This window comes from Blastococcus sp. TF02A-26, from assembly GCF_003319125.1.
Lineage (GTDB): Bacteria > Actinomycetota > Actinomycetes > Mycobacteriales > Geodermatophilaceae > Trujillonella.
The window spans coordinates 104104-116059 of the sequence record NZ_QOHG01000010.1 but is presented as its reverse complement, the minus strand read 5'-3'; the positions used below and the strand labels follow the sequence as shown (position 1 = coordinate 116059).

The 11956-nt window shown below is 73.9% G+C and carries 15 protein-coding genes; 8 read left to right on the top strand and 7 right to left on the bottom strand.

What is annotated here, in order from left to right:
* The first annotated feature begins 131 nt into the window (after window positions 1-131).
* A complete protein-coding gene (locus DQ240_RS13165) occupies window positions 132-731 on the top strand; it encodes a ClpP family protease (protein ID WP_233498699.1) in 600 nt (199 codons plus the stop codon).
* A gap of 12 nt (window positions 732-743) precedes the next feature.
* Here DQ240_RS13165 and DQ240_RS13160 read toward each other — a convergent pair whose 3' ends face one another.
* From DQ240_RS13160 to DQ240_RS13150, 3 genes are read right to left on the bottom strand one after another with little or no spacing between them, the layout of a single operon-like run.
* Window positions 744-1697 carry a hypothetical protein gene (locus tag DQ240_RS13160; protein ID WP_113840065.1) on the bottom strand — a complete coding sequence of 318 codons (954 nt, stop codon included), beginning with the start codon at window positions 1695-1697 and terminating at the stop codon, window positions 744-746.
* 34 nt (window positions 1698-1731) lie between these two features.
* Window positions 1732-2124, bottom strand: a complete 393-nt coding sequence (locus tag DQ240_RS13155) for a hypothetical protein (protein WP_113840064.1) — start codon at window positions 2122-2124, stop codon at window positions 1732-1734.
* A gap of 50 nt (window positions 2125-2174) precedes the next feature.
* Window positions 2175-2693 carry an Lrp/AsnC family transcriptional regulator gene (locus tag DQ240_RS13150; protein WP_113840063.1) on the bottom strand — a complete coding sequence of 173 codons (519 nt, stop codon included), beginning with the start codon at window positions 2691-2693 and terminating at the stop codon, window positions 2175-2177.
* 165 nt (window positions 2694-2858) lie between these two features.
* Here DQ240_RS13150 and hppD point away from each other — a divergent pair, with 165 nt between their 5' ends.
* The 6 genes from hppD to DQ240_RS13120 all read left to right on the top strand — a co-directional run bounded on the left by hppD (window position 2859) and on the right by DQ240_RS13120 (window position 9056).
* A complete protein-coding gene (gene hppD, locus DQ240_RS13145; protein WP_113840062.1) occupies window positions 2859-4049 on the top strand; it encodes a 4-hydroxyphenylpyruvate dioxygenase in 1191 nt (396 codons plus the stop codon).
* 10 nt (window positions 4050-4059) lie between these two features.
* Window positions 4060-5256: a homogentisate 1,2-dioxygenase gene (locus tag DQ240_RS13140; RefSeq protein WP_113840061.1), complete on the top strand. Its 1197-nt coding sequence runs from the start codon at window positions 4060-4062 to the stop codon at window positions 5254-5256.
* Window positions 5253-6452 (top strand): fumarylacetoacetase, encoded by a 1200-nt coding sequence (gene fahA / locus DQ240_RS13135; RefSeq protein ID WP_113840124.1) that lies wholly within the window; start codon window positions 5253-5255, stop codon window positions 6450-6452. The genes DQ240_RS13140 and fahA overlap by 4 nt, the downstream gene beginning before the upstream one ends.
* Before the next feature lie 2 nt (window positions 6453-6454).
* Window positions 6455-7345, top strand: coding sequence for a phenylalanine 4-monooxygenase (locus DQ240_RS13130; protein ID WP_113840060.1), 891 nt, complete (start codon window positions 6455-6457; stop codon window positions 7343-7345).
* A gap of 63 nt (window positions 7346-7408) precedes the next feature.
* The gene (locus tag DQ240_RS13125; RefSeq protein ID WP_113840059.1) at window positions 7409-8167 is read left to right on the top strand and encodes a histidine phosphatase family protein; all 759 of its coding nucleotides are present in this window, start codon (window positions 7409-7411) and stop codon (window positions 8165-8167) included.
* Window positions 8160-9056 (top strand): NAD(P)H-hydrate dehydratase, encoded by an 897-nt coding sequence (locus DQ240_RS13120; protein ID WP_113840058.1) that lies wholly within the window; start codon window positions 8160-8162, stop codon window positions 9054-9056. Before DQ240_RS13125 ends, DQ240_RS13120 begins: the two co-directional genes overlap by 8 nt.
* Before the next feature lie 10 nt (window positions 9057-9066).
* Here DQ240_RS13120 and DQ240_RS13115 read toward each other — a convergent pair whose 3' ends face one another.
* From DQ240_RS13115 to DQ240_RS13100, 4 genes are read right to left on the bottom strand one after another with little or no spacing between them, the layout of a single operon-like run.
* Window positions 9067-9384: a YciI family protein gene (locus DQ240_RS13115; RefSeq protein ID WP_199589283.1), complete on the bottom strand. Its 318-nt coding sequence runs from the start codon at window positions 9382-9384 to the stop codon at window positions 9067-9069.
* Entirely contained in the window at window positions 9381-9911 is a 531-nt protein-coding gene (locus tag DQ240_RS13110) for an SRPBCC domain-containing protein (protein ID WP_113840057.1), read from the bottom strand. The genes DQ240_RS13115 and DQ240_RS13110 overlap by 4 nt, the downstream gene beginning before the upstream one ends.
* Window positions 9908-10288: a helix-turn-helix transcriptional regulator gene (locus tag DQ240_RS13105; RefSeq protein WP_113840056.1), complete on the bottom strand. Its 381-nt coding sequence runs from the start codon at window positions 10286-10288 to the stop codon at window positions 9908-9910. The genes DQ240_RS13110 and DQ240_RS13105 overlap by 4 nt, the downstream gene beginning before the upstream one ends.
* 2 nt (window positions 10289-10290) lie before the next feature.
* The gene (locus DQ240_RS13100) at window positions 10291-10647 is read right to left on the bottom strand and encodes a VOC family protein (RefSeq protein WP_113840055.1); all 357 of its coding nucleotides are present in this window, start codon (window positions 10645-10647) and stop codon (window positions 10291-10293) included.
* A gap of 366 nt (window positions 10648-11013) precedes the next feature.
* Between DQ240_RS13100 and DQ240_RS13095 the strand changes: the two genes are divergently transcribed.
* On the top strand, window positions 11014-11844 hold the full coding sequence (locus DQ240_RS13095) for a phosphatase PAP2 family protein (protein ID WP_113840054.1): 831 nt from the start codon (window positions 11014-11016) through the stop codon (window positions 11842-11844).
* The last annotated feature ends 112 nt before the right edge of the window (window positions 11845-11956 follow it).

Below are 11956 nucleotides of genomic sequence, written 5' to 3'. Positions count from 1 at the left end.
TCCGCGAATTGCGAAAGGGCGGGTTCCCGCAGTGCCTCTCCGGACCCATTCCGGGAGGCTCCGGGAGTCATCGCCCACCGGAATGCGTAGGGATCGGAATCATGCGGAATGGTCTGCTCGACAACTCAGCGATGCCCGAGATGCGTGGAGGGGGATCAGCGACCAGCCTTTCCGACGCCGTCTACGAGCGCCTGCTGCGCGAACGCATCGTCCTGCTCGGCCGCGAGGTGGACGACGAGATCGCCAACCAGCTGAGCGCCCAGATGTTACTGCTCTCGGCCCAGGACTCGAGCCGGGACATCCACCTCTACGTCAACTCACCGGGGGGTTCGGTCAGCGCGGGGCTCGCGCTCTACGACACCATGCGCTTCGTCGACTGCGACGTCGCCACCTACGGCATGGGGATGGCGGCCTCGATGGGGCAGTTCCTGCTCTCGGCCGGAACTCCCGGGAAGCGCTATTCGCTCCCACACACGCGGATCATGATGCACCAGCCCTCGGCGGGCGTCGGTGGAACGCAGTCGGACATCACCATCCAGGCGGACATGCTGCGCGCGCTCAAGAGGCAGATCAACGAATTGCAGTCCGACCATTCCGGCCAGCCGGTCGAGCAGATCGAGGCCGACTCCGACCGCGACCGCTGGTTCACGCCCGAGGAGGCGGTCCGCTACGGCCTTGTCGACCACGTCGTGGCGTCGGCGGCGGCGCTCCCCGGTCCGCCGCCGTACTGACCGTCCACCGGCTCAGTCGCTGGACGTCGTGACCAGGACGGCCGTGCCGTCGGGACTGGACCACATGGAGCACCCGCCGCCTCCGGCCTCGACCCCGCCGGTGAGACTCCAGACGAGGGTCCCGTCGGCCAGCGCCACCTCGTCGAGGCCGTAGTTCCCGAAGGAGCTGTCCGGCCCGTCGAGCTGGTCGCGCAGCGCTCCCAGGACGGCTCGCGGGTCCTCGACGGCCAGGACAGCGGCGAAGTCGCCGGTGGAGCCGGGCGTGGTCCCGCCGCCGACCAGGCGCGCTCCGGCCGGCAGGGTCAGCCGGTCGTAGCCCGATTCGAAGCAGTTGTTCTCCCTCCCGAACGGCTCGCCGATCTCGACCGCGACCGGCGCGTCGCGCTTCGGGAGCCGGTCCGCGGCCGTCGCCGGCGCGGGACCGGGGTCGCCGGTCGTCGGCCCGCCGGAGAAGAGGTCCCCGAGGTCGCCCTCGAAATAGTCGACGTGCAGCTCCGCCCCGGCGTCCCACCACCACATGCGCATCGCGATGCCGACCCCCGGGCCGTCCTGGAGCGACCGGTGCCCGCCGCCTCGGCAGTCCAGCGCGGCCGTGGTCGCCGGAGCGGGGCCCGTGACGGGGGTCGCCAGATACCGAGAATCGAGCCAGGTGCACACGCCACTCGCGGCGACGGGCAGGCCCATGTCCTGGGCCTGGCCCGCGAGGTCGTCCCATGCGGCGAAGGGGTCACCGTCGATCTGCAGCACCGCCACCTGGCGGTCGTAGCGCGCCAGCGGGTGGGGCAGGTCGGGGAACACCGGGCCGACCAGATGGGTCCCCACAGGCACGACCAGTCCGCCCACCAGCGGCGTCCCGGGCGGGGAGAGCCCCACGGAGGCCGGCGCGGCGGCCTCGCCGGAGTCCGACCCGCAGCCGGCCGCCACAGCCAAGACCGCCGCCAGCACCACGCCCCAGACCCGCCGCATCCCGGCAGCATGGCGGACCGGCCGGCCCGGTGGGTCAGCGGACGGCGCGCTCCTCCCGGTACGCCTGCACGGCGCGGGCTCCCCGCAGCACCGCGACCACCGCGGCCGGGACGACGATCAGCAGCCAGCCGTGGTCGCCGACGAAGTATGCGATCGCGCACAGCGCCACGCCGATGGCCACCGCCTGGGCGATGGTCCACAGCCGCTGCCGCCGCTCCACACCGGTGTGCTCGCCGACGATGCGCCGGGACAGCAGCAGCGGCACGGCGATCAGCGCCAGGCCGAGCGCCCAGCCCACGATGACGACGGTGCCCTTCACCAGGAGCAGCAGCAGCCAGCCGGCGATGCCCACCGCGGCGACGATCGCAGCGCCGAACACGAGGGACGCCAGCAGCGGGCGGGACGCTCGCGAGGGGGACGCGGTCATGCCCGCACGCTAGCGCCGTCGCCCGGACGATCCATCCGGGAACTCACCCATCAGCGACCCGGATTGCGGCGGTGGCCGGACCGGCCGGCGTCCGTGGCCGCCTCGGTCCGCAGCAGGGGGAGTGCCCGCAGCGGGACCAGCCGGGACAGGACGACGACGCTGGTCGACCGGACCACGCACGAGGACCGGTCGAGCTGGACCAGGGTCCGCTGCAGCGCCTCGTGGGAGCTCGCGGCGACCCGGCACAGCACGTCCCCGCGCCCGGTGGTGGCGTACGCCTCGAGCACCTCCGGGATCGCGCCCAGGTCGCGCTGCACCTCGTCGACCGCCCCCTGCGCGATCTCCAGCGTCACGAACGCCTCCACGCCGAAGCCCGCCGCGCGGACGTCGACCTCCGGCCCGTAACCGGTGACCACCCCGGCGTCCTCCAGGCGCTGCAGCCGGGCCGACACCGTGCCCCGCGCGACGCCGGTGATCCGCGACAGCTCCAGCACGCCGGCCCGCCGGTGCTCGCGCATCGCCTCGAGCAGGGCCACGTCCAGCGCGTCCAACGCGACGCCGTCCGCCATGCCGCTCTCCTTGCATCCCGAAGAGGTGGTCAGTCCGATCAGCTGAGGGCACCTGCAGCTGGCCCGTCTGGGCAGCCGGCACACCAGCAGGAGGACCGGTTGCCCAGCAGCGTGCCCCCGGTGTGTCCTGCGTCGCAAGACACCGTCCACGACGGAGGGACCCGCATGACCCTGCACGACGAGCGCGCGGCGCAGCTGGACCCCGAGCAGCTCCGGCAACTGGTCGGACTCGTCGACCACGACCCCGCCGGCGACCCGTTCCCGGTCAGCGGCTGGGACTCGCTGGTGTGGGTGGTCGGCAACGCCACCCAGTCCGCGCACTTCTTCCAGTCGGCGTTCGGCATGGAGTTGATCGCCTACTCGGGCCCCGAGACCGGCAACCGCGACTCCGTCGCCTACGTCCTGCGCTCCGGTGCCGCCCGCTTCGTGCTCACCGGTGCCTACGACCCGGCCAGCCCGCTGGCCGACCACCACCGCCGGCACGGCGACGGCATCGTCGACATCGCCCTGACCGTCCCCGACGTCGACCGGTGCATCGCGCACGCCGCCGCGATGGGCGCCACCGTCCTCGAGCAGCCGCACGACGTGAGCGACGAGCACGGCACCGTCCGGATCGCGGCCATCGCCGCGTACGGCGACACCCGGCACACCCTGGTCGACCGGTCCCGGTACTCCGGCCCGCACCTGCCCGGCTTCGTCGCCCGGACCTCGACCCGGGTCCCCAGGCCGGGCGCCCCGGCGCGGCTGTTCCAGGCCATCGACCACGTCGTCGGCAACGTCGAGCTCGGCGCGATGGACCAGTGGGTCGCCTTCTACAACCGGGTCATGGGCTTCACGAACCTCGCCGAGTTCGTCGGCGCGGACATCGCCACCGAGTACTCGGCGCTGATGAGCAAGGTCGTCGCCAACGGCAACCACCGGGTGAAGTTCCCGCTCAACGAGCCGGCGCCGGGCAAGAAGCGGTCGCAGATCGACGAGTACCTCCAGTACTACGGCGGGCCGGGGGCCCAGCACGTCGCCCTGGCCACCGGCGACATCCTCGGCACGGTCGACGCGCTGCGTGCCGAGGGCATCGAGTTCCTCGCCACCCCGGACTCCTACTACGAGGACCCGGAGCTGCGCGCGCGCATCGGCGAGGTGCGCGTGCCGATCGAGGAGCTCCAGTCCCGCGGGATCCTGGTGGACCGCGACGAGGACGGCTACCTGCTGCAGATATTCACCAAGCCGACCGGTGACCGGCCGACGGTCTTCCTCGAGCTCATCGAGCGGCACGGCTCGCTCGGCTTCGGCAAGGGCAACTTCAAGGCGCTGTTCGAGGCGATCGAGCGCGAGCAGGCCCGGCGCGGGAACTTCTGAGGGGCGAGCGATGGCCTTCTACCGGCGGGTGGGGGAGGTCCCGCCCAAGCGGCACACCCAGTTCCGGCGTCCCGACGGCGGGCTGTACTCCGAGGAGCTCGTGGGGGAGGAGGGCTTCTCCTCGGACTCGTCGCTGCTCTACCACCGCGGCCTGCCCTCGGCGCTGGTCGACGCCCGCCCGTGGGAGCTGCCCGACCAGTCGCTCACCCCGAACACGCCCCTGCTGCCGCGGCACCTGAAGCTGCACGACCTCTTCCCCGGCGAGGAGCACAAGGCGGTGGACGCCGTGACCGGCCGGCGGCTGGTGCTGGGCAATCCCGACGTCCGCATCTCCTACGCCGTCAGCTCGCTGAGCAGCCCGTACTACCGCAACGCCATCGGCGACGAGTGCGTCTTCGTCGAGCGCGGGACGGCGACCCTGGAGACGTCGTTCGGTGCGCTGGAGGTCGGGCAGGGGGACTTCGTCGTCGTCCCGCGCGGCACGACCCACCGCTGGGTGCCCACCGGCGAGGAGTCGCTGCGCACCTACGTGATCGAGTCGAGCGCGCACATCGCGCCGCCGAAGCGGTACCTGTCCCGCTACGGGCAGTTCCTCGAGACCGCGCCCTACTGCGAGCGCGACCTGCGCGCCCCGGCCGAGCCGCTGCTCGCCGAGGGCGCCGACGTCGAGGTGTACGTGCGGCACCGCGGTCCCGCCGGGCCGGCGGGCACCGTGCACGTCGTCCCCGAGCACCCCTTCGACGTCGTCGGGTGGGACGGCTGCCTGTACCCCTACGCGTTCGACGTCGCCGACTTCGAGCCGATCACCGGCCGGGTCCACCAGCCGCCGCCGGTGCACCAGGTATTCGAGGGCGCCGGCTTCGTGATCTGCGCGTTCGTCCCGCGCAAGGTCGACTACCACCCGCTGGCCGTCCCGGTGCCCTACTACCACTCGAACGTCGACAGCGACGAGGTCATGTTCTACGTCGACGGCGACTACGAGGCGCGCAAGGGGTCGGGCATCGGTCGCGGCTCGGTGTCGCTGCACCCGGGCGGGCACACCCACGGGCCGCAGCCGGGCGCCGTCGAGGGCGCGCTGGGCGCCGAGCGCTTCGACGAGCTCGCGGTCATGATCGACACCTTCCGGCCGCTGGAGCTGGGCGAGGGCGCCACCGCCACCGACGACGGCCGGTACGCGTGGAGCTGGTCCATGGGCCGGCGACCGTGAGGAACACCTGGCTCGAGCTGCCCGCCGGCACCGGCTTCGGCCTGGCGAACCTGCCGTACGGCGTCTTCTCCACCCCCGGCACCCCGCCCCGCACCGGCATCGCGGTCGGCGACGACGTCCTGGACCTGGCCGCCGCCACCGGGGACGACGTCCATGCCACCGGGTCGCTCAACGCCTTCCTGGCCCGCGGTCCGGCGGCGTGGCGGGAGCTGCGCGCACAGCTCACCGAGTGGCTCACCGACGACCGGTACCGGGCGCGGGTCGAGCCGCACCTCCTGCCCCGGGACGGCGTCACGATGCACCTGCCGGTCGAGGTGGCCGACTACGTCGACTTCTACAGCTCCCGGCACCACGCGGAGAACCTCGGCCGGATCCTGCGGCCCGGCTCCCCGCCGCTGCTGCCGAACTGGGAGCACCTGCCGGTCGGCTACCACGGCCGTGCCGGCACGGTCCGGGTCTCCGGCACCCCCGTCGTCCGTCCGGCCGGCCAGCGTCCCGGGACCCCGCCGACCTTCGGCCCGACCGAGCGGCTGGACGTCGAGGCCGAGATCGGCTTCGTCGTCGGCACGCCGTCCGAGCTGGGGACGCCGGTGCCGCTCGGCGACCTGGCCGAGCACGTCTTCGGCGTCTGCGTCGTGAACGACTGGTCGGCGCGGGACGTCCAGGCGTGGGAGTACGCGCCGCTCGGCCCGTTCCTCGGCAAGTCGTTCCTGACCTCGGTGTCGCCGTGGGTCGTGCCGCTGGCCGCACTGGAGGCGGCGCGGGTTCCCGCGCCGGCCCGGGACGTCACGCTGCTGCCCTACCTCGACGACCGCGAGCACCCGTGGGGACTGGACCTCACTCTCGAGCTGCGGCTCAACGGCCAGCTGGTGAGCTGCCCGCCGTTCGCCGACATGTACTGGACGCCGGCGCAGCAGCTGGCCCACCTGACGGCCAACGGCGCCGCGCTGCGCACCGGCGACCTCTTCGCGTCGGGCACGGTGAGCGGCCCGCGGCACGACCAGCGCGGCTCGCTCGTCGAGCTCTCCGAGGGCGGCACCCGGCCGCTGACCCTCGCCGACGGGACCACCCGCACGTTCCTGGAGGACGGCGACGAGGTCACCGTCAGCGCCACCGCGCCCGGCACCGACGGCGGCCGGATCTCCCTCGGCGAGGTCACCGGACGCGTCGTCGCCCATCCGATCCGGGAGGAGTGACCATGTTCGACGAGGCCCAGCTGTACTCGCCGGTCGAGGAGCACGGCGACGGCACGGTGACCGTGCACCTCGCCCCCAACCACCCCGGGGTGGCGGACCCCGTGTACCTCGCCCGCCGCGGCGCCATCGCCCGCGTCGCGCTGGACTGGCGCCCGGGGGAGCCGGTGCCGGCCGTCGAGTACACCGACGAGGAGAACGAGGTCTGGCGCACGGTCTGCCGCGAGCTCACCGCCAAGCACCGGCGGCTGGCGCACTCGGCCTACCTGCACGCGTGGGAGGACGTCGCGCTGCCCACCGACCGCATCCCGCAGCTGACCGAGGTCTCCGAGCGCGTGGGCGCCCGCACCGGGTTCACCTTCGACCCCGCGCCCGGGCTGGTGCCGCTGCGGCAGTTCTACGGGGCGCTGGCCGACCGGACCTTCCACTCCACGCAGTACATCCGGCACGCGTCGCAGCCGCTGTACACGCCGGAGCCCGACCTCGTGCACGAGGTGATCGGCCACGGGGTGGCCCTGGCGGCACCGCCGTTCGCCGAGCTGCACCGGCTCACCGGCGAGGCCGCCCGCCGGCTGACCGACGAGGCGGCGCTGCGCTTCCTCGCCAAGGTCTTCTGGTTCTCCTGCGAGTTCGGCGTGATCGTCGAGCGCGGTGAGCTGCGCTGCTACGGCGCGGGCCTGCTGTCGTCGTTCGGCGAGATCGAGCAGTTCCGCTCCGCCGAGATCCGGCCGCTGGACCTGCGCGAGATGGGCACCGCCGAGTACGACATCACCCACTTCCAGCCGGTCCTCTACCGCGCCGAGTCGCTGGACCACCTGCTCGACGTCGTCGGTGGCTTCTTCGCCGGGATGGACGACGAGACGCCCCGGCGACTCGGGGTGACCGCGCCGGCCTGAGCGCGGACCGCCCGCCGCAGGGCGCTCCGTTTGCGCTCCGGCCGCACCGGCTAGAGGCGCCGCATGCCCGTGATCCCCGGTCCCAGCGCGTTGTGGCTGGTCCGGCACGGCGAGAGCCAGGGGAACGTGTCGGCCGCCCGTGCGGGGGAGGCCGGCGCGGCACGCCTGGAGCTCGACGTCCGTGACCCCGACGTCCCGCTGTCGGACACCGGCCGGGGCCAGGCCGAGGCCCTCGGTGCCTGGCTGCGCGACCTCCCCGCCGACCAGCGGCCCACCGCCCTGCTCAGCTCTCCGTTCACCCGTGCCGCGGACACCCTCCGCATCGCCGTCGAGACGGCCGGCCTCGATCTGCCCGTCCGCTACGACGAGCGCCTCCGGGAGCGCGACTTCGGCGCCTTCGACGGCATGACCGGCGCCGGGATCCGCGCCGAGTACCCCGAGGAGGCGCAGCGCCGAGACCTGCTCGGGAAGTTCTACTACCGGCCGCCCGGCGGCGAGAGCTGGGCCGACGTCGCCCTGCGGGTGCGCAGCGTCATCATGAGCGCCCAGCTGGAGGCCCCCGGCGAGCGGCTGCTGCTCACCTCGCACCAGGCGGTGATCATGGTCTTCCGCTACGTCCTCGAGGAGCTGGGCGAACCGGAGCTGCTCGACCTGGACAGGCGGGAGCCGATCGCGAACTGCTCGGTGACCCGCTACGAGGCCGGCGAGGGCAGCGCGCTGCGTCTCGTCGAGGCCAACGCCGTCGGCCACCTGACCCGCGCCGACGAGGCCGTCACCGAGGAGGAGCCCGTGACCGGAGAGCCGGGGGTCGGCCGTGGCTGATCGCGCCCACGAGCACGACCACGAGCTGGTCACCCCGCAGCTCCTGCGCCGCTGGCGGTTGCCCTCCCCGACCGGCGGCAAGGAGTCCCGCGGCCGGATCCTCATCGTGGGGGGCAGCGCCGAGGTCCCGGGCGCGGTGCTCCTCGCCGCGGAGGCGGCGATGCGCGCCGGCGTCGGCAAGCTCCAGGTCGCGACGGCGGCCAGCGTCGCCAGCATCCTGTCCGTCGCCCTCCCCGAGGCACTCGTCCGCGGTCTCGACGAGACGCCGAGCGGGGCCCTGGCCGCGGACGGGGTGGACCGCCTCCAGGAGCTGGCCGAGGGCGCGTCGGCCGTGCTCATCGGCCCCGACATGAAGGACGTCGAGGAGGCCCAGCGGCTCACCGACCGGCTGCTGCCGCGCCTGGAGTGCCCGGTCGTCCTCGACGCCCTCGGCATCGCCAGCGTGACCGCCGACCCCGAGTGCCTGCGGCGCATGGAGGGCCGGGCCGTGCTCACCCCCAACCCGAGCGAGCTCGCCCTCACCCTGCACCGCGAGCAGGACGAGGTCGACGACGACCTCGCCGGCGCCGCCCTGGAGCTCGCGGAGAAGGTGCAGGCCACCGTCGCCGTCGGCGGCGTGGTGTCCTGGATCGCCGCACCGGACGGCCGGTTGTGGCGCGACGAGAGCGGCGGCGCCGGGCTGGGCGTCTCCGGCTCCGGCGACGTCCGCGCGGGGGTGACCGCCGGGCTGCTGGCGCGGGGCGCCGAGCCCGACCAGGCCGCCGTCTGGGCCGCCCACCTGCACGGCCGGGCGGGGGAGCGGCTGGCCGCGGCGATCGGCGGCCTGGGCTTCCTCGCCCGCGAGCTGCCGGCGGAGATCCCGCGGGTGCAGGCCGAGATCGAGATCTGACCGCCGGCGGCTACCCGGCCACGAACGGGCGGGCGAACCCGGCGACCATCGGGTGCAGCTCGGCGGTGAGCAGCCCGGAGGTGACGGCCGGATCGGTCTCCCGCACCCGCTCGGCGTCGGCCGGGTCGTCGACCTCCAGGACGCCGAGGCCCCACGCCCCGGTCGGCTCGGCCACCGGGCCGAACACGACCGCCGTCCCCTCGGCCAGCAGCCCGTCCCAGTGGTCGCCGTGCTCCTGCATGACCGCAGCCTCCGCCGGGGTCATGGTGAAGGCGAAGTCCGGCCGGGGCGGGACGAGCTTGTAGAGGAAGTAGTGCTTGTCGCTCACGGGTGCTCCTCGGGGAGAGGGGGAGACGGCGCACCGACGGTGGCCGCGAAGGAGCCGAGGATGGTCGCCCACCCGGTGCTGAACGAGCCGGAGGTGTAGCCGCCGGCCAGCGCGCAGTCGGCGGAGAGCTCCGCGTCGCTGAGCGCCTCCCAGCCGCGGTGCTCGACCGCCACCAGCGTGCGGGCGGCGCCCAGCTCGGTGAAGGTCAGCTCCACCTCCGTGGCCGTCCCGGTGACCAGCCAGCTCATGGCGAACCGGTGCGGCGGCTCCCACGACCGCACGGTGCCCCAGTCGACGGTGCTCCCGTCGTCCCACGTCTCGAACACCCGGCCACCGGGCCGCTGCTCGAACGTCACGTCGCGGACCCGCCCACCGCCGGCGGAGAACGGGTCCACCGGCCACCAGGCGCCGATGGTGGCGACGAAGACCTCGAAGGTGTGCCGCCGGTCGCTGGCGACCACGGTGGACTGCCGGATGGGCGGACGGCGCAGCGGCAGCACGCGGGCCGGCTCGGGGGCGGCGGTCATCGGTCCTCCTCGGATCGGTCCTCGGCGGCACGGGCGGCTCGGGCGGCGCGGGCGGCGCGGTCGGCCTCCACCAGGCGCCGGGCGTCATCCAACGCCGAGGCCCACATCCCGTCCAGGAACTCCCGGAGCTCGGCCAGACCCTCCGGCCGGGCCCGGTACAGCCGCCGGGTGCCCTCCCGCCGTTCCGAGAGCAGCCCGGCGTTCTTGAGGACGGTGAGGTGCTGGCTGACCGCCGTCCGCGTCACCTCGAAGGCCGCCGCGATCTCGCCCGCGGCCAGCTCGTCGGTGGCCACCAGCCGCAGGATCGCCCGGCGTCGGGGCTCGGCGAGCGCGCGCATCGTCTCGTCGAGCGGCTCGCCGGCCGCCGCCGCGGGCATGCTCAGTCCCAGAGCCCGACGGTGTTGCCGTCGGGGTCGGCGAACAGCGCGAATCGGCCGTACCCGGCCGGCAGGTCCGTCGGCGGCACCAGGCGGGTCCCGCCCAGCTGCTCGGCCCGCTGCAGCGCCCCCTCGAGGTCGTCGACGCGGACGTAGATGCGGACGCCGGCCGTGTCGCCCTCCTCGACCGGTCCGATGCCGCCGCCGACCGCGGCCTCGCCCGCGGCCGTGTCCACCAGGCCGTACCCGCCCATCTCCGGGTCGGCCGCCACCGACCAGCCGAACAGCTCGGCGTAGAAGCGCTGAGCCCGCTCCGCGTCGGGGCTGCTCACCTCGAAGAACGCCACCGGTGCACCCATGTCTGCCTCCTCAGGATCGCTGTGTCAGTGCCGACGAACGTTAGCGGACGCTGACGGAAGGCCGCAAGAGGTCGGGCGGGAGGTTCGCCGCGTGGTGCCGATCGGTCACGGTGGGTGACACGAGGCGGCACGCCGGGACGGAAAGACCTGTTCACCGTCCGGAGGATCGGTGCGTAGGGTGACCGACCGCAGCCTCGCTGCGCCGCGGACCGGGGGGAGCGGCGGTCGGGGGACGGGCGCGCCTGCCGCCCGCGAGAGGCACGCGCGTCGGGGGGTCGGCCCTCCATCGGGTCGGGCTCGGTCAAGGAGCGCCCCGGATCGGCCGATGGGGAGATCGACGGGACGACCGGGAGATGAGGAGGGCGCGTGACCGACACCGTGGCCGTCGGTGGATCGTTCGTGTCCGGGCGCCGCGTCCGCGCGGCCGAGCTCGGGACGCGGGCCTGCCGGCCCCGGCTGGGTGGTCCGGGGCGGCTGCCGTGGTGGTGCGAGATCGTGCTGCTGGGTGCGCTCTACGGCATCTACTCCCTGGTCCGCAACGGCGTCGGCGACGTCAGCGAGATCGCCTTCGACAACGCGTTCACGATCCTGCGGTTCGAGGACGCCTGGGACATCGCCTGGGAGCGCGGGCTCAACGACTGGGTCCAGGGCTCGGCGACGCTCGCGGCGGTGGTCGCCCTCCACTACGCCACGCTGCACTTCCTGGTGACGCCCGCGGTCCTCGTCTGGCTGTACCGCCGCCGGCGCGACCAGTACCGGGTGGTCAGCGCGACCCTCATGGCCTCCACGGCCGTGGCCCTGCTCGGCTTCTACCTGATGCCCACCGCCCCGCCGCGGCTCATGACCGGCGAGGGCTTCGTGGACGTCATGAGCCAGACCGCGGGCTGGGGCTGGTGGCCGGCCTCCGGCGCGCCGGCCAGCGACGCGATCAGCAACCAGTTCGCCGCGATGCCCTCCCTGCACTGCGCGTGGGCGCTGTGGTGCGGCGTCGTGCTGTTCGTGATGGTCCGCCGCACGTGGGTCCGCGTGCTCGGCGTGCTCTACCCGCTGAGCACCTTCTTCGTCGTCATGGGCTCGGGCAACCACTTCCTGCTCGACGTCGTCGCCGGCGTCGGACTGATCGTCGTCGTCGGCGGCGCGGTGCTGCTGGGCGCCCGGCAGTTGCAGGACCGCCGGGCTCCGGCCCTGCCCGTCTGATCTCCTTGAGGGAGAAACGCGCAGGCCACCGACCTGCCGGTCTCGCTAGGGTGGCCGTTCGCGGCTCCCGCGGTCACGGACGTCGTCCCGGCGGCCGATACCGGGAGTGAGC